The 20,235-nt window shown below is 68.1% G+C and carries 15 protein-coding genes and 1 pseudogene; 10 read left to right on the top strand and 6 right to left on the bottom strand.

The window, feature by feature from the left end:
- Window positions 1-45: 45 nt before the first annotated feature.
- The 5 genes from RBB34_RS08155 to rarD all read left to right on the top strand — a co-directional run bounded on the left by RBB34_RS08155 (window position 46) and on the right by rarD (window position 5,996).
- Window positions 46-822 carry an SOS response-associated peptidase gene (locus tag RBB34_RS08155; RefSeq protein WP_306118701.1) on the top strand — a complete coding sequence of 259 codons (777 nt, stop codon included), beginning with the start codon at window positions 46-48 and terminating at the stop codon, window positions 820-822.
- A 418-nt stretch (window positions 823-1,240) separates the two neighbouring features.
- Window positions 1,241-2,638, top strand: a complete 1,398-nt coding sequence (gene cysS / locus RBB34_RS08150; RefSeq protein WP_306118700.1) for a cysteine--tRNA ligase — start codon at window positions 1,241-1,243, stop codon at window positions 2,636-2,638.
- Window positions 2,635-3,126 (top strand): GFA family protein, encoded by a 492-nt coding sequence (locus RBB34_RS08145; RefSeq protein ID WP_306118699.1) that lies wholly within the window; start codon window positions 2,635-2,637, stop codon window positions 3,124-3,126. The genes cysS and RBB34_RS08145 overlap by 4 nt, the downstream gene beginning before the upstream one ends.
- A gap of 312 nt (window positions 3,127-3,438) precedes the next feature.
- The gene (gene cimA, locus RBB34_RS08140) at window positions 3,439-5,058 is read left to right on the top strand and encodes a citramalate synthase (protein ID WP_306118698.1); all 1,620 of its coding nucleotides are present in this window, start codon (window positions 3,439-3,441) and stop codon (window positions 5,056-5,058) included.
- Window positions 5,058-5,996: an EamA family transporter RarD gene (gene rarD, locus RBB34_RS08135; protein WP_306118697.1), complete on the top strand. Its 939-nt coding sequence runs from the start codon at window positions 5,058-5,060 to the stop codon at window positions 5,994-5,996. The genes cimA and rarD overlap by 1 nt, the downstream gene beginning before the upstream one ends.
- A 69-nt stretch (window positions 5,997-6,065) precedes the next feature.
- On the opposite strand, the gene RBB34_RS08130 is transcribed toward rarD, so the two are convergent.
- On the bottom strand, window positions 6,066-7,292 hold the full coding sequence (locus RBB34_RS08130) for a glycerophosphodiester phosphodiesterase family protein (RefSeq protein WP_306118696.1): 1,227 nt from the start codon (window positions 7,290-7,292) through the stop codon (window positions 6,066-6,068).
- Window positions 7,293-7,381: 89 nt separating this feature from the next.
- Window positions 7,382-7,981 carry a TIGR00730 family Rossman fold protein gene (locus RBB34_RS08125; RefSeq protein WP_306118721.1) on the bottom strand — a complete coding sequence of 200 codons (600 nt, stop codon included), beginning with the start codon at window positions 7,979-7,981 and terminating at the stop codon, window positions 7,382-7,384.
- 168 nt (window positions 7,982-8,149) lie between these two features.
- Here RBB34_RS08125 and RBB34_RS08120 point away from each other — a divergent pair, with 168 nt between their 5' ends.
- The 5 genes from RBB34_RS08120 to pssA all read left to right on the top strand — a co-directional run bounded on the left by RBB34_RS08120 (window position 8,150) and on the right by pssA (window position 15,039).
- On the top strand, window positions 8,150-11,050 hold the full coding sequence (locus RBB34_RS08120) for a LysM peptidoglycan-binding domain-containing protein (RefSeq protein WP_306118695.1): 2,901 nt from the start codon (window positions 8,150-8,152) through the stop codon (window positions 11,048-11,050).
- A gap of 47 nt (window positions 11,051-11,097) precedes the next feature.
- Window positions 11,098-11,469, top strand: a complete 372-nt coding sequence (locus tag RBB34_RS08115; protein ID WP_306118694.1) for a metalloregulator ArsR/SmtB family transcription factor — start codon at window positions 11,098-11,100, stop codon at window positions 11,467-11,469.
- Entirely contained in the window at window positions 11,462-13,351 is a 1,890-nt protein-coding gene (locus RBB34_RS08110) for an ABC transporter ATP-binding protein/permease (protein WP_306118693.1), read from the top strand. Before RBB34_RS08115 ends, RBB34_RS08110 begins: the two co-directional genes overlap by 8 nt.
- Window positions 13,352-13,466: 115 nt before the next feature.
- Entirely contained in the window at window positions 13,467-14,168 is a 702-nt protein-coding gene (locus RBB34_RS08105; protein WP_306118692.1) for a phosphatidylserine decarboxylase, read from the top strand.
- A gap of 7 nt (window positions 14,169-14,175) precedes the next feature.
- Window positions 14,176-15,039 (top strand): CDP-diacylglycerol--serine O-phosphatidyltransferase, encoded by an 864-nt coding sequence (gene pssA, locus RBB34_RS08100; RefSeq protein ID WP_306118720.1) that lies wholly within the window; start codon window positions 14,176-14,178, stop codon window positions 15,037-15,039.
- 424 nt (window positions 15,040-15,463) lie between these two features.
- Here pssA and RBB34_RS08095 read toward each other — a convergent pair.
- From RBB34_RS08095 to RBB34_RS08080, 4 genes and pseudogenes are all read right to left on the bottom strand, one after another.
- Window positions 15,464-16,486, bottom strand: a pseudogene (locus tag RBB34_RS08095) (AMP-binding protein); the annotation flags it as partial.
- Between the two features lie 979 nt (window positions 16,487-17,465).
- The gene (locus tag RBB34_RS08090; protein WP_306118691.1) at window positions 17,466-18,212 is read right to left on the bottom strand and encodes an SDR family NAD(P)-dependent oxidoreductase; all 747 of its coding nucleotides are present in this window, start codon (window positions 18,210-18,212) and stop codon (window positions 17,466-17,468) included.
- Window positions 18,213-18,221: 9 nt separating this feature from the next.
- Window positions 18,222-19,694: an amidophosphoribosyltransferase gene (purF, locus tag RBB34_RS08085; protein ID WP_306118690.1), complete on the bottom strand. Its 1,473-nt coding sequence runs from the start codon at window positions 19,692-19,694 to the stop codon at window positions 18,222-18,224.
- The gene (locus RBB34_RS08080) at window positions 19,691-20,209 is read right to left on the bottom strand and encodes a CvpA family protein (RefSeq protein WP_346432532.1); all 519 of its coding nucleotides are present in this window, start codon (window positions 20,207-20,209) and stop codon (window positions 19,691-19,693) included. Before RBB34_RS08080 ends, purF begins: the two co-directional genes overlap by 4 nt.
- Window positions 20,210-20,235: the final 26 nt, after the last annotated feature.

The following is a 20,235-nucleotide window of genomic DNA, read 5'->3' as shown; positions in this document are numbered from 1 at the left end:
ACCGCAAGCGGGCTATGACAAGGGTGCGCAAGGCAAGGATATCGCATGTGCGGCCGTTTTTCACTGAGCCAGGAGCGCGAGCGCGTCGAAGCCCATTTCGGCGTTGCCGGCATCGTGCCCTATCCGCCGCGCTACAACATCGCACCGACCCAGCCGATCCTGGCGGTCACCGCCGCGCCACGCCGGCCCGAAGGCTCGAACCTGCCCGATCGCGAGGCGCTTGTGATGCGCTGGGGGCTCTTGCCCTCCTGGGTCAAGGACCCCGGGGACTTCCCGCTCCTGATCAATGCACGCGCCGAAACGGCGGCGACCAAGGCCTCGTTTCGCGCGGCGATGCGGCACCGGCGCTGCATCATACCGGCCTCGGGCTTTTACGAATGGAAGCGCGACAAGCCCGGCCGCCGGTCCCAGCCCTTCTGGATCCGCCCGGCCGACGGCGCGCTGGTCGGCTTTGCCGGGCTGCACGAGACCTGGATCGGCCCGGACGGCAGCGAGATCGACACCTGCGCCATCCTGACGACGCAGGCCAGCCCCGATCTCGCCTTCATCCACGAGCGCGTGCCGGTGACGCTGATGCCGCAGGGCTACGCCGCCTGGCTCGATTGCCGCGACCGGACGCCGGCCGATGTCGCCGCGCTGCTCGGGCCGCCGCCGCTGGGCTTTTACGAGGCGATCCCGGTGTCGGACCGCGTCAACAAGGTCGCCAATGCCGACCCGTCCGTGCAGCAGCGCGTCCAACCCAAACCGTTCGCCGACCCCGGCCGCACCGCGCAAGGGGCGCCCGCCAAAGCCGATGACGACGGGCAGGGCACGCTGCTGTGACCGGCTGCGGCCGCCGGCCGGGCGCTTGCGATGGCAGGAAAGGGGAAAGCTACGCAAGGCGCCCCAGGCATCTGCCATTTGCCACTCCTGGTCCGTGAGCTGCAAATGGCCAAGCACAGTGGAAGATGGGGCGCAAACTCCACCGCGAGATACCCGGCTCCGCCTTGCGCAGAGGCCCCGTATGTAGCTTGTCTGAAGGCGACTTGAATAGGCGATTTTTAAGGGGGAGCCGAAAAACGTGTAAGAAATCGGACAATTTCCCGCAAAACGTGTCGTCTCCCGATATTCAATCCCGCAGCGCGGGATGACGGTCGGCCTTGCAACCGAAAGACCGTGGATGTAGGCCCCGCGATGACGCAGATGCGAAGACGGCGCCGACCCGGACGAGCGTCCAGACTTGCCGCCAAGGACCGCGACGATGATCCCTGATACCGCACCGACGCTGCGGCTCTATGACACGCTGACGCGGCAAAAGCGTGTCTTCGTGCCGATCGAACCGGCCAATGTGCGCTTGTATGTGTGCGGGCCGACGGTCTACGACTACGCCCATATCGGCAACGCCCGCCCGGTGATCGTCTTCGACGTGCTGTTCAGGCTCCTGCGCCATGTTTATGGCGAGAGCCACGTCACCTATGTCCGCAACATCACCGATGTCGAGGACAAGATCAACGCGCGCGCCCGGCGCGATCATCCCGACCTGCCGCTCAACGAGGCGATCCGCGCGGTGACCGGCAAGACCGCCGCGCAGTTCCACGCCGACGTGGCGGCGCTGGGCTGCCTGCCGCCGACGCATGAGCCGCGCGCGACCGAGCACATCGGCGCGATGGTCGCCATGATCGGCACGCTGATCGACACCGGCCATGCCTATGTCGCCCATGGCGCCGAGGGTGCCGAGGTGCTGTTCGACGTCGCCTCCATGCCCGATTACGGGATGCTGTCGAAACGCGATCTGGACGAGCAGCAGGCGGGCGCGCGCGTCGCCGTCGCCGCGCACAAGCGCGACCCGGCCGACTTCGTGCTGTGGAAGCAAAGCGGCGCCGACGAGCCGGGCTGGGACGCCGAATTTGCCGGCCAGACGATCCGCGGCCGGCCCGGCTGGCACATCGAGTGCTCGGCGATGAGCGAGCATTTCCTTGGAACCACCTTCGACATCCATGGCGGCGGCATCGACCTTGTCTTCCCGCACCACGAAAACGAGATCGCCCAGTCGCGCTGCGCCCATGCCGGCGCGCCGATGGCCAATTTCTGGATGCACAATGGCTATCTGAACGTCGAAGGCCGCAAGATGTCCAAATCGCTGGGCAATTTCGTCACGGTGCACGATCTGATCGAAACCGAGAGGTTCGGCGGGCGCACATGGCCCGGCGAGGTGCTGCGCCTGGCGATGCTGATGACGCACTATCGCGAGCCGCTCGATTTCACCGTGCGGCGGCTCGAGGAGGCCGAAAACCTTCTGGCGCGGCTCTGGCGCCGGGCCGGCGAGGCGGTCGGGACCGGCGAGTTGCGGACCGTGGTCGAGGCCCTGAGCGACGACTTGAACACGGTCGATGCGGTCCACGCCCTGTCCGGGCTCGCCGGAGCGCCGCTGCGCGCCGCGCTCGCCTTCCTCGGCCTGCCGGCGACCGCGCCTGTCACCGGCGTCGACACGAGCCGCATCGCCGACGCGATCGACCGCCGCCTCGCCCATATCCGCGACAGGAACTGGGCTGAGGCCGACCGCATCCGCGATGAACTTCTGGCTGAAGGAATCCAGCTAAAGGATTCAAAGGACTCCGAAACCGGCGAACGCGTCACCACCTGGGAGGTCAAGCGATGACGCACGCATCGTCGGGCGGCTGCCAGTGCGGCGCGGTGCGTTACCGTGTCCTCGGGCCCCTCAAGGATCCGCATCTATGCCATTGCCGCATGTGCCAGAAGGCGGCCGGCAGCTACTTCATGGCGCTGGGCAGTGTGCCGCGCGCGGCATTCGCGCTCACGCGCGGCGAGCCGGCCTGGTTCCGTTCCTCCGGCCCGGTGCGGCGCGGCTTCTGCGCGCAATGCGGCACGCCGTTGTTTCTCGAGACGGACGGTTCGGAGAAGGTCTACCTCACGCTCGGTTCGCTCGACGATCCCGCCGCCGTGCCGCCGGTCTCCACCTATGGCACCGAATCAAGGATGCCTTGGCTGGCAGAAGCGGTGGCCCGCCCGGGGCCGACGACCGAGGAGGACGAATTCGTGGACGGGCAGCGCGTGGACGACATCGCTGCAAGCAACCGCCAGCATCCCGACCACGACACCGACACCTGGCCACCGGCTCGCCGCTGAGGACGGCCCCGACCCTTCACCGCCTGTGCCCGGATCCCTCACCCCTTACCCCTCCCCGATAAATGTGGAGGGGAGGCATCGACACCTCACCAGTTTCGTCGGTTTCCGAGCCTGGCCGGAAGCTCGGTTGTGCAAGCATGGTGTCCGCCTCCCCCTCCACATTTATCGGGGAGGGGTAAGGGGTGAGGGCACTTCGGCACACGAGCCGGCGCGTGAGCGACTTCCGACACAGGCGGAAGGGGCGAGGGCACGCTGACATTGCGCCGACAGGCGCCCTGCATTACCACGCCGGCGTTGACCATCGGAGCCATCATGACAGCCCGCGAGCGCATCTACCTGTTCGACACCACGCTGAGAGACGGCCAGCAGACGCCGGGCATCGACTTTTCGCTCGACGACAAGATCACCGTCGCGTCCATGCTCGACGCGTTCGGCATCGACTATGTCGAGGGCGGCTATCCGGGCGCCAACCCCACCGACACCGCGCTGTTCGCGCAAAAGCGCACGAGCGATGCGCGCTTCGTCGCCTTCGGCATGACCAAGCGTGCCGGCGTGTCGGCGGCCAACGATCCCGGCCTTGCCGCGCTGACCGAAGCGGCGGCGGACGCGATCTGTTTCGTCGCCAAGAGCTGGGACTATCACGTCGAACTGGCGCTTGGCTGCACGCTCGACGAGAACATCGACGCGATCCGCCAGTCGGTCGAGGCCGCCACGGCCGCCGGTCGCGAGGCGCTGGTCGACTGCGAGCACTTCTTCGACGGCTACCGGGCCAACCCCGGCTACGCCCTCGCCTGCGCCAGCGCGGCATTCGAGGCCGGGGCGCGCTGGATCGTCCTGTGCGACACCAATGGCGGCACCCAGCCCGACGCCATCCGCCAGGCCATCGCCGCGGTGATCGCCGCCGGCGTTCCCGGCGAGCGCCTTGGCATTCACGCCCACAACGACACCGGCCAGGCGGTCGCCAATTCGCTCGCCGCCGTCGATGCCGGGGTGCGCCAGATCCAGGGCACGCTCAACGGCATTGGCGAGCGCTGCGGCAATGCCGATCTGGTCACGCTGATGGCGACGCTGGGCCTCAAGAGCCCCTGGGCCGAACGTTTCCGCACCGGCATCCCGCCCGAGGAGTTGACCGGGCTGACGCGGCTTTCGCGCGCCTTCGACGAACTGCTCAACCGCGCGCCCGACACCCAGGCGCCCTATGTCGGCGCGTCGGCCTTTTCGACCAAGGCCGGCATCCATGCCTCCGCGCTGCTCAAGGACCCGCGCACCTATGAGCACGTGCCCGCCGAAAGCGTCGGCAATGCCCGCCGGGTCATGGTCTCGGACCAGGGCGGCAGGTCGAACTTTCTCAACGAACTGCGCTCGCGCGGCATCGCTGTGGCAAGGGACGACCCGCGCCTCGACACGCTGATCTCCATCGTCAAGGAGCGCGAGGCCCAGGGCTATGCCTATGAGGGGGCGGACGCCAGCTTCGAACTGCTGGCGCGGCGCACGCTGGGCGAGGTGCCGGACTTCTTCGCCGTCGAATCCTTCCGCTGCGTCGTCGAGCGCCGCTACAATGCGCGCGGCGACCTGATCACGCTCTCCGAAGCGGTGGTCAAGGTGACCATCGACGGGGCGCAGCGCATGTCGGTCGCCGAAGGGCAGGGGCCGGTCAACGCGCTCGACCGGGCCCTGCGCAAGGATCTGGGCAAGTATCAGGGCGAGATCGCCGATCTCGAACTGGTCGACTACAAGGTGCGCATTCTCAATGGGGGCACAGAGGCGGTCACCCGCGTCCTGATCGAATCCACCGACATCACCGGCAAACGCTGGTGGACGGTGGGCGTGTCCGACAACATCATCGACGCGTCCTTTCAGGCGCTGATGGATTCCATCGTCTTCAAGCTGCTCAAGAACCGTGGCGTGGCCGGCCAGCTGGCGGCCGAGTGATGGGCACACGTTCGGCCAGCGCGGCGGCGCCGGCCCGCGAGCCGGCCTCCGGCTTCGCCTTCGCCATCGCCGGTTTCCTGCTCTGGGGCGTCTTGCCGATCTACGTCAAGCTGGTCGACCACGTCCCGCCGGTCGAACTGGTCGCCCACCGCATCATATGGTCGGTTCCGGTCGCGGGCCTGGTGCTGGTCGCGCTGGGGCGCACGCGCGATCTGCGCGCCGCGCTGGCCTCGCCGCGCACGCTGGCCATGGCCGCCCTGACGGCGGGCCTGGTCTCGTTCAACTGGGGCATCTACATGTGGGCGATCATGGCCGACCGCCTGCTCGAGGGCGCGCTCGGCTATTACATCAACCCGCTGGTCAACGTGCTGCTGGGTGCCGCGCTTCTTGGCGAGCGCTTCACCCGGCTGCAGGGACTGGCGATCGGCTGCGCGGTGATCGCGGTCGCGATCCTGACCTTCCGCGCCGGCGGCCTGCCCTGGGTGTCGCTGGCGCTCGCCTTTTCGTTCGGCTTTTACGGCTTCTTCCGCAAGACGCTGCCCATCGGCGCCGCCCAGGGCTTCATGCTCGAAGTGCTGATCCTGTCGCCCGCCGCCCTGGCCGCGATCGCCTGGTACACCGCCAGCGGCAATGGCCATTTCGGGCCCACGGGCTGGAGCGACATCGGCCTGTTGCTTCTGGCCGGCCCGTTCACCGCGATCCCGCTGCTGCTGTTCACCTTCGGGGCGCGTTCGCTGCGCTATGCCACCATGGGCATCCTGCAATATCTGACGCCGACGCTGCTCTTCCTTCTTGCGGTCTTCGCCTTCGGCGAGCCCTTCTCCTTGTGGCAGCTCGTCGCCTTCGCCTTCATCTGGACCGGGCTGGCGCTCTACACGCTCTCGCTGTTGCGCGCCCAGCCGCGCCGGCCGGCGCCGCCATCGGCTGCCACCGACTGAGGAAAGACGAGCCGCGCCGATGGTCCGGCGCGGCAGGAGGGGAAGGGTGCTGTCCGGAACGCGTCGGCGTTACTCGAGGCCGAAGCAGTTCGCATAGAACGTGGTCGTTCCCGGCCAGTCCGAGAACACGCCGGCCACGCCCACATCCTCGTGCAGGACGTTGAGCAGGTTGAACACGTCGCCGTCATTGTTGGTGACATCGGCGACCGACTGGTAGTACCAGCCGCCGCCTTCACCCAGAGGCCCCGAGCGCTCGACGGTCCAGGTGATGATGTTCAGCCCGGCCTCCTTGGCCGCTTCGGCCAGCGCCGAGGGCACCATCTGCCCGTCATCGGCGACGGTGACCAGCATCCAGGTGGGCGGGGCGATGTAGTTGATGCCCATGGACTTGAGCTCTTCCATGGTGTTCGGCCAGGTCGCCGGATCCATGGGCGAATAGCCCTCGATATTGTACTCGTCCATCAGATAGACGGCCTGCGCGCCGAATTCGGGCTCGTTCTCGATCCAGTAGAGCACGTCCTCGAGATTGAACGACTGCGGCCAGACATCGGAAGCGGGAACGCTCGCGGCCTTGTATTCGTCGATCAGCTTCTGCGCGTAGTCCTGCTGGCTGAAGCCCTCGAACGGCATGTCGACCGAAGGCGTCTTCAGTTCCGGCGTGAACTTGGCGCCCAGCGACTTGAACAGCTCGATCGATTCGGCATGGGTCATCAGCGTAGCCGGCTGCACCGAGAACAGGTCCGTGCGCCAGTTGGCGGTCGCGTCCACGTATTCGTCGACCGTCGTTGCCTGCCCGTTCGCCGCGTCCATCTTCGGCGTCAGCGTCATGAACTGTTCCAGGGTGATCTCCGAGGTCCGGCACTCGGCCTGCGCGGCCTGGTCGCCCGAAGCCGGCGTGAACGGCGTCACGCAGGTCTCTGCGAGATCGGTCTGAAGGATGTTGGTGGTCGTGTGCAGGTCGTTCTGCGCGTGGCGGCACACCAGTTCCTTGTCCTTGGTGAAGGTGACGTCGCATTCCAGGATGCCGGCGCCCATGCGCGCGGCGGCCACGTTCGATTCCACCGTGTGCTCCGGGAACAGGAGCGGCGCACCGCGATGGCCGATCGACCAGGTCGAGGTCGACGATGGGCCGGTCATGCATGCGGCGAGCTTTTGCTTGAGTTCGCCATCGTCCATGTTGTCGACGAGGTAAAGCGGGCGCGGTCCGACCTGGACCGAAAAGTCGGTGATGACATCTGCCATCGCCGATCCGGCGAGGGTGGTGGCGCACAGGGCAAGTGTGAGGGAACGCAGCATCGCGGAACTCCGGTGGTTGGGAACGCACCTTGATAAGCAGATGCCCGTGACAGGCGTCTGTCAGTTCGAAGACAGATATGTGACCGGATTCACAGCCGCTCGATCACCGCGCTCTCGCCTTCGGCGCCGGTGGCGGCCTCCACGATAGCCGGGATGATGCGTTCGGGCGCATCGATGACGAGCGGTTGCACCAGATGGCTCGAATGAATGAACCCCGCTTCGCGCATATGGTCGAGCAGGCTGATCAGCGGGTCCCAGAAGCCGCCGAAATTGGCGAGCACGATCGGCTTGGTATGCCGGCCAAGCTGCGCCCAGGTCATGATCTCGACGACCTCTTCGAGCGTGCCGATCCCGCCGGGCAGGGTCACGAACGCGTCCGAGCGCTCGAACATGGCGTGCTTGCGCGCGTGCATGTCCTCGGTGACGACCAGATCATCGAGCTTGCCGAGCGCGGCTTCGGTGGCTTCCTTGTGCATCAGAAAGCGCGGGATGATCCCGGTGACCTTGCCGCCCGCTTCCATCGTGCCGTCGCACACCGCGCCCATCAGGCCCTTCGTGCCGCCGCCATAGACGAGCCGCAGGCCGGCGGCGCCGATGGCCTGCCCGACCTGCCTTGCCGCCTGTGCAAGCCCCGCTTCGCGTCCGGCCGACGAGCCGCAGTAAACGCACACCGATTCGATCATGGTCATCGCTGGGGTGTGGCGCGCGGCGGCCCAAAGGTCAAGTTCCGCCGTCATGGCGGCGATCGGCCCCGTTTGGCGGCCAAGCGATTTGCAGGCCGGTCGCGCAATGTCTAAACTGGTACAACAACGCCGATGGGTTCGCCGGCTGCCGGTGGGCCCCTTTTGGAGTGCGATATGAGCAAGCCGAATGCCGGTCCGCTGGTGTTCATCGCCCTTGTGGCAGGAATAACGGTCGTCTCGACACACAAGCTGATCGATCTTTCCCCGCTGCGGCCCGCGTCGTTGCCCGCTGCCGGCGATGTGGCCGCCCCCCAAGGCGATGTCGCCGAGCAAGCCATGCCGGACGCGCCCGCCGTCGCGGCTGGCGAGGATGCGTCGGCAGAAACCGGCGACACCCCCGCCGATGTTGCCGCGACCCCGAGCGCGGCCAGCCAGGTGCACGATCTTGCCGGGCAACTGGCCCCGCCCGACGACATGGCGACCTCGGCCATTCCGCGCTTCGATCTCTTGCGCGCCGAACCCGACGGTTCGCTGGTCATCGCCGGCACGGGACCGGCCGCGGCCGACATGGAGATCATCGCCGGGGCCAGGACCATCGCGCGCGCCCAGGCTGGCCCGACGGGCGACTTCGCCGCCGTGCTCGACGAACCGCTCGCCCCCGGCGACTATCAGATCGTGCTGCGCGCCACGGCACCGGACGGCGTCGTCGTCACCTCGCGCCAGACGGCCCTTGTCGCCATCCCCGAGGACGGATCGGACAATGTGCTGGCCCTGGTCGAGGAGCCTGGCACACCCTCGCGCCTGATCACGACGCCCGGCCCGGACACGCCGGTGCTCGTGCCGGTGGTCGGGGCGGACGAGGACGCCCCGCAGCTTGCCGCCGCGCCGCGACCTTCGCAGGGCGGCCAGGCACCGGGCGCCGATCGGGTCGCGGGCGACGGACCGGCCGCGACCGCCGCGGCGGGCGACCAGGCCACGCAAACGACAATCGCGGACGCCCCCGCGCCATCGGGCGATGCCGGCGCGGATGCGGTCGCCACGGCGCAGACAAACGATGCGACCGCCGCGGACGTCGAGACGGCCGATCTTGCCGATGCGGCCGAACCGGCCGAACCCGAAAGTACCGTGGCGCCGGAGGCGGGCGCCGACGCGATGGCCCGGCGAACCGCCGAGCCGGCGGCCGATAGCATCACGGCCGCACCCCAGGCACGTCAGGAGGCTGCCGCCGAACCGCAAGGCCAGGGCGGCACACCGGCACGGACCGCGCGCGAGGACGCGGCCGGCAGCGCCGCAGGCCGGGTAGAGGCGACGGCCGAGGGCGCCGAGCCCGCCCCGCCTCGGGCCGAACCGGCGCAGGCTCGCGCGGAGCAAGACCCTTCGGTCCAAGAGCCCTCGACGCCGGCCGATGCCGATCGCCAAGCGACCTCGCCGCCACGGATCGCGCGAACCGAAGCCGATGCGCAGCCGGCCCGCGAGCCGGCGCGGGCCCCCGAAACGGCGCCCGAGGATCGTCGGCTTTCCGACACGATCGTCATGATCGAACCCGCCGGCAGGGTCGCCGATCCGTCGACTGCCACGCCGGCGGCCGAATCGCGGGCACCGTCGGCTGCCGCCGGAACCGGTGACGAACCGGCCGCCCTTTCCGGTACGCTTGCCGATCCGCCTGTCGATCCGCCTGCCGATCCGGATGCCCCGACCGCCGCGGAGGGTTCGCCGCCCTCCGGCACGGCCGCCGCTCCGCCCCCGCACACCGCAACGCCCGCGCAGACGTCCGCGCCGGCCCAGACCGCCGCGCGCGACGACCGGCCGGCGGCCGAAACCCCTCCCGCGCCGCGCCGCGACGAAGGGGGCGGTCAGATCCTGCGTATCGAGGCGGTGGAGATCGACGGCGTTCAGGTGTTCGTCGCCGGTGCCGCCGCGCCCGACACGCGCCTGCGGGTTTACGCCAACGACATTCTGCTCGGTGATACCGTCGCCAGCGAAGGCGGCCGTTTTCTGGTGCAGGTGCGCCGCGATCTGCCCGTCGGCGACTATATCATCCGCGCCGATGCGATCGACCCGGCCACTGCCCGGGTGCTCAGGCGCGCCTCGGTGCCCTTTGTGCGCCGGCCCGGCGAGCGCCTTGCGGCGATCGCCGTCGACCCCTCGGTCCGGCTTCCTGCCGGACCGCCGACGATTTCCTTCGAGGAAGCGCTTGCCGGTCACGCGGCGGACGCACCCGCCAACGAGCCGCCCACGCTCGGCGGCACGATCGATATTGCCGCCCTCGACGACAGCGCCGCCGACGACGATGCACGCGCCGCCGGCGAGCCCGCGGCCCCGACGGCCGATGTCGCAACGCCCGCACAGCCCGGCGCCGGGCAGACCGCACCGGCCGCGCCCGATGCGGCGATTGCTTCGCAGGCCGAGGACCCTGCGCCTGGGCCGACAGCGGCGCGCCAGGACGGTTCGCGCGAAGCCCAAATGGGTGCGCCGCAAGGCGCCGGATCCGACCCGGACCGATCGGATGCCGCCGCGCCACCGGCCGTGACGCGTGACGGCGAAGCGCCGCCGGCGGCAGAACCGGAGGAAACGCTTGCGGCATTGCCCGAAGACCGGCGACCGCGCGGCGATCCGAGCCTTGCGGAGGAGGGCGCGCCGTCGCAGGGACCGTCGAGCGCGGATCCGCCTGCCGATCCTGGCGCGACCGCACCGCAAGTCCGGGCGTATGGCACAGACCCGTCGGCCGCCTCTTCCGAAAGGGCCGCGGCACGGCCCGACGGGCCGACCGCGCCGATCATCGCGCCGCAGGCGCTGGGCATTCTGCAGGGGCCGCCGGTCATCGGGCCGGACGAGGGCCGAGCGGATGCGCTGACGCCGGTCGATGGCTCGGTGATCATCCGGCGCGGCGACACCTTGTGGGAGATTTCCCGGCGGGTTTACGGGCGCGGGGTCAAATACACCACCATCTACCTTGCCAATCAGGATCAGATCGGCGATCCGGGCCGGATCTGGCCGGGCCAGGTGTTCGACGTGCCCGCCGAGGCGGACGCGGACGCCGAAGCGACCCATCGCCAGTTGCGCCGCCAATACTGACCGGCGCGGTTGCAAAGCGGCCGTCCATCGTCTATCGCCGATGAACGATGACCTCCGGTCCCTGTCCCAACGATGATCGCGATGCGGTCCTGGCCCGTCAGCTTGCCGCGCTGGCCCACCCCACGCGGCTGTCGATCCTGCGCTGGCTGGGCTGTCGCGGCCAGTGCTGCTGCAAGGATTTGGTCGCGGCCATGCCGATCGCCCAGTCAACGGTCTCCCAGCACCTGAAGGTGCTGTGCGAGGCTGGCCTCGTCACCTTCGAGCGGCGGCACCCGCGCTCGCGCTACCGGGTGAACCAGACCGCGCTCGATGTGCTGGCCGTCGAGATGGAGCGGTTTTCGCGAGCCTGCCGTTCGCCGGCATCGTCTTCCCAGGGCCCGCCGGGCTCGCAAAACGATCGGGACATCACGCATGTCTGACAAGACCGTCTCCGCCGAACGCGGCGCCACATTGCGCACGATCGCCAATCTGTGGCCCTATATGTGGCCCGCCGACCGGCCGGACCTGAAGATGCGCGTTGTCTGGGCGGCCTTCTATCTGGTGCTGGCCAAGCTGGTGCTCATGCTGGTGCCCTATGGCTTCAAATGGGCGACCGATGCGCTCAATGGCGAACTGGACCCGGCCGGCTGGATACCGGCCTTTCTTCTGGCGCCGGTCATGCTCGTCGTCGCCTATAACGTCTTTCGCATCGTCAATGTCGGCTTCAACCAGCTTCGCGATGCGCTGTTTGCGCGCGTCGGCCAGCACGCGGTGCGCCAGCTCGCCTACAAGACCTTCGTGCACATGCACAATCTGTCGCTGCGCTTTCACCTCGAGCGCCGCACGGGCGGGCTTTCGCGCATCATCGAGCGCGGCACCAAGGGCATCGAGGCGATCGTCCGCTTCACCATCCTGAACACCGCGCCGACCGTCATCGAGTTCGGCCTGATCGCGATCATCTTCGGCTTCGCCTATGGCATCGAATATGTGGTCGTCACCGCCGTCACGGTCCTGGCCTATGCCTGGTTCACCATCCGCGCCAGCGACTGGCGCATCCAGATCCGCCGCGACATGAACGAGAGCGATACCGACGCGAACACCAAGGCGATCGACTCGCTGCTGAACTTCGAGACGGTGAAGTATTTCGGCAACGAGGCGATGGAGGCGCGGCGCTTCGATGCCTCCATGGAGCGCTACGAGTTTTCGGCGACCCGCGTCTGGACATCTCTGGGCTGGCTCAACTTCGGCCAGGGCGTGATCTTCGGCATCGGCCTTCTGATCATGATGGCCATGTCGGCGCGCGCCGTGCAGGCCGGCGAACAGACCATCGGCGATTTCGTCTTCATCAACACCATGCTGATGCAACTGGCCGTGCCGCTCAACTTCATCGGCTTCATCTATCGCGAGATCCGCCAGGGTCTGACCGATATCGAGCAGATGTTCGACCTGCTCGACGTCAGGGCCGAGGTCGTCGACAAGCCCGACGCCAGAGCGCTCGAGGTCACCGACGGCACCGTCCGGTTCGACGATGTTCATTTCGCCTACGACCCGGAGCGGCCGATCCTCAAGGGCATCTCCTTTGCGGTGCCTGCCGGCAGGTCGGTGGCGATCGTCGGACCTTCGGGGGCCGGCAAGTCGACCATGTCCCGGCTCCTGTTCCGCTTCTACGACGTCCAGAAGGGCGCCATCACCATCGACGGCCAGGATGTGCGCGAGGTCACCCAGGCCTCGCTGCGCGCGGCCATCGGCATGGTGCCGCAGGACACGGTGCTGTTCAACGACACCATCGCCTACAACATCCGTTACGGTCGCCCCGATGCGAGCGACGAGGAGGTCGCCCGCGCGGCCGAAATGGCCCAGATCGGCGATTTCATCGACAGTCTGCCGCATGGCTTCGACACCATGGTCGGCGAGCGCGGGCTGAAGCTGTCCGGTGGCGAGAAGCAGCGCGTCGCCATCGCCCGCACCATTTTGAAGGCGCCGCCCATCCTGATCCTCGACGAGGCGACCTCGGCGCTCGACACCGCGACCGAGCAGGAGATCCAGTCCTCCCTCGACGCGGTTTCCAAGGGCCGGACCACGCTGGTCATCGCGCACCGGCTGTCGACGGTCATCGGCGCCGACGAGATCATCGTCTTGCGCGAGGGCGAGATCGCCGAGCGCGGCAAGCATACCGAACTGCTGGCGATCGAAGGCGGCCTTTACGCCCAGATGTGGAAGCGCCAGTCCGAGGCGATCGAGGCGGAAACGCGGCTGCGCCTGGCGCGCGAGGCCGACGAGATGGGGATCATCCTGCGCCGCCCGCCACAGGGGCCGGCCTGACCATCCTCGCCTGCCGGCCGCCGCGGCGCGTCGGTCCGCCTGTCGGCCATGCTCCCTTGCGCTGCCGGCGGTCGCGGCATATGTGCCCCGCAATGCCGCTGCAAGACACGCTCCGATGAACAATCTGCTCGAGACGATCGCCAAGACCTTCGTGCCCGTGCGCCGCGAGGGTTGGCCGTTCATTGCCGGCTTCTTCCTCGTGAGCATCATCGCCGGCTGGCTGTGGGACCCGCTGTTCTGGCTCGGCCTGGCGCTGACCGGCTGGTGCGCCTACTTCTTCCGCGATCCGCAACGCGTCTCGCCGATCGACGACGATCTGGTGCTCAGCGCGGCCGACGGCATCGTCTCGGCCGTCGGGCCCGCCGTTCCGCCCCCCGAACTGGGTCTCGGCGAGGCCGAGCGCATCCGCATCTCGGTGTTCATGAACGTGTTTTCCGTGCATGTGAACCGCGCCCCGGTACGCGGCCGCATCACCACCATCGTCCACAGGCCCGGCAAGTTCCTCAACGCCGATCTCGACAAGGCCAGCGCCGAGAACGAGCGCAACTCCATGCTGATCGACAGCCCGCGCGGGCCGGTCGCGACCGTGCAGGTCGCCGGGCTCGTCGCCCGTCGCATCGTGTGCTTTTCCGCCCAGGGCGAGGAGATCGGCGCCGGCGACCGCATCGGGCTGATCCGCTTCGGCTCGCGGCTCGATGTCTATCTGCCCGACGGTGCCGTGCCGCAGGTCTTCGAGGGCCAGCTCGCCGTGGCCGGCGAAACCGTGCTCGCCGCCTTCGGCCGGCCGCCGCTGGCGCCTGTCAGCCGGGTCTGCTGACATGTCCATGGACGATGCCTTTCCCCCATTCGAGCCCGACGGCCCGCGACCGCCCGAGGGCAACGAGGACGAGGCGGCCCGCAAGCGCCGGCTGCGCGAGATCCAGTTGCGCTTCGTCGTGCCCAACATCATCACCGTGCTGGCCATCTGCTCGGGATTGTCGGCGGTCCGCATGGCCTTCGAGGAGCGTTTCGACGTCGCCATCGGGCTGATCCTGCTTGCCGCCGCGCTCGACGGGCTCGACGGACGCATGGCGCGGCTGATCAAGGGCACGTCCAAGTTCGGCGCCGAGATGGATTCGCTGGCCGATGCGGTCAATTTCGGCGTCGTGCCGGCGCTGGTGCTGTATATCTTCGTGCTCGACGAGGCGGCGCAATTCGGCTGGATCGCCGCGCTCATCTACGTCATCGCCTGCACGCTTCGCCTGGCGCGGTTCAATATCATGGCCGGCGACGTCAACCGGCCAAGATGGCAGCAGGGCTTTTTCGTCGGCATTCCCGCCCCCGGCGGGGCCTTCCTGGTGCTGTTGCCGGTCTATCTGGGCTTTCTGGGCTTTTCGCCGGACTGGGTGACCGCCTCGGTGGTTTCGGTCTACACCGTCGTGATCGGCTTTCTGATGGTGTCCAACCTGCCGGTGTGGTCGGGCAAGACGATTGGCGGGCGCATTCCGCGCACCGCCGTCATGCCGCTCATCCTGTGCGTCGTCCTGTACGCGGCACTGCTTGCCAATTTCACCTGGACGACGCTTTCGCTTTCTTCCTTGGCTTATCTGGCGCTTCTTCCGGTGTCCGTTCGTCTTTGGCGTCGTCAGGCGGCGCGTCATGCTCCGTCGGACGAGACCGGCCCGGAACCGCATCGCGAAGACGCTTGATCAGAGCCATGACGCGCTCCTGCGTCGTCACGTAGTCGGTCTTGCCCGAGCCGAGCACCGGAATGTCTTCCACCTTCACGATGTCGGAGGGCACCATGAGCTTGCTGGCGCCGGCCTTCTTGGTGTGTTCGGCAATGGCGCGCTTGTCCGGATCCGGCCGTGTGGTGGCGAGCACGATGCGTTCGCCCTTGCGCCGGTCCTCGATGGACAGTGCCGCGTGGCGGTCCTCGGGCCACAGCGACTGGATCAGCATCTCGACCGCGCCCAGCGAGACCATCTCGCCACCGATCTTGGCAAAGCGCTTGGCCCGGCCGCGTATGGTGATGAAGCCCTCATGGTCGATCGACACGATGTCGCCGGTGTCGTACCAGCCGCCTTCGATCGGCTGCAACTGGCCGGGCCGGTCGGCCTTCAGATAGCCCATCATGATGTTGGGCCCGCGCAGCCACATGCGTGCGCCGTCGGCGATGCCCTCCACCGGCTCCAGCCGGATCTCGACGCCCGGCAGCGGCCGGCCCACCGTGCCCAGCCGGCCATGGGTGGCCGAATTGACCGCGACCACGGGCGCGGCTTCGGTCATGCCGTATCCCTCGAGGATGCGGCAGCCGAATTTCCTGCGATAGGTATCTGCGGTTTCCGCCCTGACCGCCTCGGCGCCGGCGACGACGAAGCGCAGCGACAGGAAGTCGGTGTCCTTGGCCGTGCGCGCATAGCCGGCCAGGAAGGTGTCCGTGCCGAACATGATCGTCGGGCGCACCTTGGCGGCCACCTGCGGGATCAGCTTGTAGTGCAGCGGTGAAGGATACAGGAACAGCTTCACGCCGTAGAGCACCGGCAGCACCATGCCGCCGGTCAGCCCGAAGGAGTGGAACAGCGGCAGCACGTTGAACAGGCTGTCCTTGACCGAGATCGACACGCGCGCTTCGGACTGCGCCGCATTGGCGATCAGATTGCGGTGCGAGAGCACCACGCCCTTGGGCCGGCCCTCCGTGCCCGAGGTGAACAGGATGCAGGCTGGCGCCTCGGACGCCTGGCGGGCGATCGGCCAGCGCCACAGGGCCGCCGCGGTCAGCTTCTCGGCGGTGGTCACGGTCTCGCGCAGGTCTTCGAGCCAGACCAGCGTGGTGCCGTTTTCTGTCAGCGCATCGACGATCGCGCCCAGTTCGGCCTTTTCGATGAAGGCCCGCGAGGTGATCACCGTGCGGATCTTCGCCGTGTTGACCGCCGAGACGACGTTTGCGTGGCCGGCGGTGTAATTGAGCATGGCCGCCACGCGGCCGGCCGCGGCCAGTGCAAAGAAGCTCACCACCGCCGCATTGGCGTTGGGCAGCATCACGCCGATCGCTTCGCCCGGCTGCGACATGGCGCCAAAGCGTTTGCCCAGCACGCGCGCGCCGATCAGCGCCCGCTTGTAGGTCAGCGTTCCGGTGATCGTGTCCTCGAGCATGTCCTGACCGGGACCGTAGATGCGCGCCGCGCTCACGAGCGCCGAATGGACGCCTTGCGAGTGATCCGCCGAGGCAAAGCGCACCTCGGCCATGCGATCGAAGAGCGCGTTGGCCGGGGTGACGATGTCGCTGCCGCGCCGGTGCACCAGTTCGGCGACCGTCAAGGCCTTGAGCGCATGGATCCGCAGGGCCGGAAAGCGGTGCCGGGGCGCCTTTTCCGCCGACGTGAAGGAGGAGGGCAGGAACCGCGCATTGCGCACGATCATCGGCACGATCCGCGCATTGGTCATGCGCGCCAGCAGCGTCACCGCGCGGTAGAGCCGGAACGCCTGTTCGTCCGGCTCCACACGGGCCGGAAAGTAGACGGCCAGCCGGCCGCCGGCCTTCAGATGCTTCACCAGCCGGCGGTTGGCGATCATCTTCTCCTTGTCGAAGACCACGCTGCGCGCCAGGGGGCGCGCCGATTCGACCGGCCAATGCGTCGCCGAGGCCGGGTCGAGCACATGCAAGGTGTCCTCGGGCAGTCCCGCCAGGAAGATCGCCGGATCGAGCCGGGACTGCTCGGTGATCGCGAAGATGACCGGCCCTTCGGCCGCGCGCGCCGCCGCGAGCCGGTGCGCATCGAGGCGGAACACGATGGAGTAGGCGGCCAGCGTCAGCCCCTGCCAGAACGTGACGCCGAGCGTGCGCATGTGCAGCCCCGCCACGACCGCAACGCCGAAAGCGATGATTGCGACGATCGCCAGGAATGCCGTCAGCATGTCCAATCCTCCCAGGCCGGCCGGTCGGCGCTGTCTTGGTGGCGCAGGTTAGCCAACTGCCGCCCCGGGTCAATCGGTCGGCCTGCCCCGTTTCATCGCCGACATGCGCACCCCGCGCATGACGAGGCCGTCTTTGCTGCGTTTGCCCGGCGACGACCGCGCCCGGAAGACGCACACGCCGCAACGACGACGAGGGCAGATCGCGCCCGCCGGGCGCCTATTGCGGCTCCGCCACGTCCAGCCATCGATCTTGCGGGATGTCGAAGATGCCGCCCGTCCGGGTGATGTCCGCGCCCGCGAGCGGCACGATCTTGGCCGCGACATCGGCGGGCGTCGGCAGTGTTCCGGGATCTTCGCCGGGCATGGCCTGGGCGCGCATATGCGTACGGGTCGGCCCCGGATTGACCAGGTTGACGCGCAGCGCCGATTTGCGGTTCTCCGCCGCCCACACGCGGGCGATCATGTCGAGCGCCGCCTTCGAGGCCGCATAGGCGCCGAAATACGCCTTCGGATTGTGCGCGACACCGGAACTGACGATGATCGCGCGCCCCGCCTCGGCCTGGCGCAGCAGCGGGTCGACCGACCGGATCAGCCGCCAGTTCGCCGTCACATTGACCGCCATCACCTCCTCGAAGGTCTTGGCCTTGAGCTGGGTGACCGGGGTGATCGTGCCCAGCATGCCGGCATTGGCGACCAGCGCGTCGAGCTTGCCCCAGCGCTCGGCGATCACGCCGCCGAGCCGGTCGATGGCCGCAAAGTCCTTCAGGTCGAGCGGCACCAGCGTCGCCTGGCCGCCGGCGGCGGCGATCTTGTCGTCGAGCTCTTCGAGCCCGCCCACCGTGCGGGCGACGGCGATGACATGGGCGCCGGCCACCGCCATTTGCAGCGCGACCTCGCGGCCGATGCCGCGCGAAGCGCCGGTGACGAGGGCGAGCTTGCCGTTCAGATCGGGAGCAGCGGGCATCGCCTGGGCCTATTTCGAGCTCGCCAGCACGGACAGCCTGCGCACATTGTCCGGACCGTCGCGGTCGAGCAGCCGCGTCGGATAGCTGCCGGTGAAGCAGGCATCGCAGAACTGCGGCGCCGCGCCGTTCCGGCCGGCTTCGCCGACGGCGCGATAGAGCCCGTCGATCGACAAGAATTGCAGCGAGTCCACGCGGATGAAATCGGCCATTTCTTCCACACTCATGCGCGATGCCAGAAGCTTGGACCGCTCTGGCGTGTCGACGCCGTAATAGCACGGCGACATGGTCGGCGGCGAGGCGATGCGCATATGCACCTCGCGCGCGCCGGCATCGCGCACCATCTGCACGATCTTCTGGCTGGTCGTCCCGCGCACGATCGAATCGTCGACAAGGACGACGCGCCGGTCCGCCAGCACCTCGGGATTGGCGTTGTGCTTGAGCTTGACGCCCATGTGCCGGATCGCGTCGGTCGGCTGGATGAAGGTGCGGCCGACATAATGGTTGCGGATGATGCCCAGCTCGAAGGGCAGCCCGGCTCCCTGCGCAAAGCCGACCGCCGCCGGCACGCCGCTGTCGGGCACGGGCACGACGATATCGGCATCGACCGGCGCCTCGGCGGCCAGTTCGGCGCCGATGCGCTTGCGCACCGCGTAGACGTTGCGGCCTTCGACGCGGCTGTCGGGCCGGGCGAAATAGACATATTCGAAGATGCAGAAGCGCTCGGCCGGCACCTCCCAGGGAAAGTGGCTCTCGATCCCGTCTTCGGTGACGACGATCACCTCGCCGGGCTTGACGTCGCGCACGAAGCGCGCGCCCATGATGTCGAGCGCGCAGGTCTCCGAGGCGAGGATCCACGAGCCGTCCAGGTCGCCGAGCACGAGCGGCCGGATGCCGAGCACGTCGCGGCAGCCGATCATCTTCTTGGAGGACACGGCGACCAGCGAGAACGCGCCCTCGAGCTGGCCGACCGCGTCGCAGAAGCGCGACAGCAGATCGCTCTTCTCGCTGGTCGCGACCAGATGCAGCAGCGTCTCGGTGTCCGAGGTCGAAGAGAAGATCGCGCCCTTGCGCTGCAGGTTGCGCTGGACCGTCAGCGCATTGGTGATGTTGCCGTTATGGGCGACCGCCAGCCCGCCGCCTTCCAGTTCGGCGAAGAGCGGCTGCACGTTGCGCAGGCCCGCCCCGCCGGTCGTCGCATAGCGGGTATGGCCGATCGAACGGTCGCCGGGCAGCCGGGCGATCACGTCCGGATCGGTGAAGGTGTCGCCGATCAGCCCGACATGGCGTTCGATATGGAACTGCGCGCCGTCGAAGGAGACGATGCCCGCCGCCTCCTGGCCGCGGTGTTGCAGCGCGTGCAGGCCCAGCGTCGTGAACGAGGCGGCATCGGTGCGACCGAATATGCCGAACACGCCGCATTCGTCATGGAAATGATCGTCGCGGTCGTCGGCCGGCGCGGCAGGTGCGGGCGCGGACGTCATGTGTCGGTGGTTTCCTCCTGCTGGGGGATGATCTCGCCGATGTCCTGGGGCAGCAGGTTCTCAAGTCCGTTTGCCACCTGGTCGAGGAAGGGCTTGGACTTGGCGCCGTCGATCCAGGCGATTTCGCGGTCGCCGATGAAGAAGTTGAGGAACCAGATCGCCACGGCCGCCACCAGTATGCCGCGGACGGCGCCGAACACGAAGCCCAGCGACCGGTCGAGCGGTCCGATGCGGCTGTCGATGATCATGTCGGCTATGCGCATGGTCAGCACCGTGGCGACGATCAGCGCGACCATGAACACGATGCCCGCCGCGATAAGCTGGGCGATCAGTTCGTTGTCGACATAGTTCAGGACAAAGGGCGTCAGCGGCTGATAGAAGAAATAGGCGGCCGCGGCGGCCGCCACCCACGAGGCGATCGACAGCACCTCGCGCGAAAACCCCCGCACCATGGCGAGCACGGCCGAGACGAGGGTCAGGCCCAGGAATAGGCCGTCGAGAAGGGTAATTGGCATGATGTCGTTTCCCCTGGGCGCCCTGG

Origin of the sequence: Roseitalea sp. MMSF_3546, from assembly GCF_030732865.1 — a bacterium.
Classification (GTDB): domain Bacteria; phylum Pseudomonadota; class Alphaproteobacteria; order Rhizobiales; family Rhizobiaceae; genus Roseitalea.
This window is presented reverse-complemented; position numbering and strand designations above follow the sequence as displayed.

Bases quoted from the DNA above. Each gene is read 5' to 3' on its own strand.
- RBB34_RS08155 (WP_306118701.1), top strand. From the start codon at position 46: ATGTGCGGCCGTTTTTCACTGAGCCAGGAGCGCGAGCGCGTCGAAGCC.
- cysS (WP_306118700.1), top strand. From the start codon at position 1,241: ATGATCCCTGATACCGCACCGACGCTGCGGCTCTATGACACGCTGACG.
- RBB34_RS08145 (WP_306118699.1), top strand. From the start codon at position 2,635: ATGACGCACGCATCGTCGGGCGGCTGCCAGTGCGGCGCGGTGCGTTAC.
- cimA (WP_306118698.1), top strand. From the start codon at position 3,439: ATGACAGCCCGCGAGCGCATCTACCTGTTCGACACCACGCTGAGAGAC.
- rarD (WP_306118697.1), top strand. From the start codon at position 5,058: ATGGGCACACGTTCGGCCAGCGCGGCGGCGCCGGCCCGCGAGCCGGCC.
- RBB34_RS08130 (WP_306118696.1), bottom strand. From the start codon at position 7,292: ATGCTGCGTTCCCTCACACTTGCCCTGTGCGCCACCACCCTCGCCGGA.
- RBB34_RS08125 (WP_306118721.1), bottom strand. From the start codon at position 7,981: ATGACCATGATCGAATCGGTGTGCGTTTACTGCGGCTCGTCGGCCGGA.
- RBB34_RS08120 (WP_306118695.1), top strand. From the start codon at position 8,150: ATGAGCAAGCCGAATGCCGGTCCGCTGGTGTTCATCGCCCTTGTGGCA.
- RBB34_RS08115 (WP_306118694.1), top strand. From the start codon at position 11,098: ATGACCTCCGGTCCCTGTCCCAACGATGATCGCGATGCGGTCCTGGCC.
- RBB34_RS08110 (WP_306118693.1), top strand. From the start codon at position 11,462: ATGTCTGACAAGACCGTCTCCGCCGAACGCGGCGCCACATTGCGCACG.
- RBB34_RS08105 (WP_306118692.1), top strand. From the start codon at position 13,467: ATGAACAATCTGCTCGAGACGATCGCCAAGACCTTCGTGCCCGTGCGC.
- pssA (WP_306118720.1), top strand. From the start codon at position 14,176: ATGGACGATGCCTTTCCCCCATTCGAGCCCGACGGCCCGCGACCGCCC.
- RBB34_RS08090 (WP_306118691.1), bottom strand. From the start codon at position 18,212: ATGCCCGCTGCTCCCGATCTGAACGGCAAGCTCGCCCTCGTCACCGGC.
- purF (WP_306118690.1), bottom strand. From the start codon at position 19,694: ATGACGTCCGCGCCCGCACCTGCCGCGCCGGCCGACGACCGCGACGAT.
- RBB34_RS08080 (WP_346432532.1), bottom strand. From the start codon at position 20,209: ATGCCAATTACCCTTCTCGACGGCCTATTCCTGGGCCTGACCCTCGTC.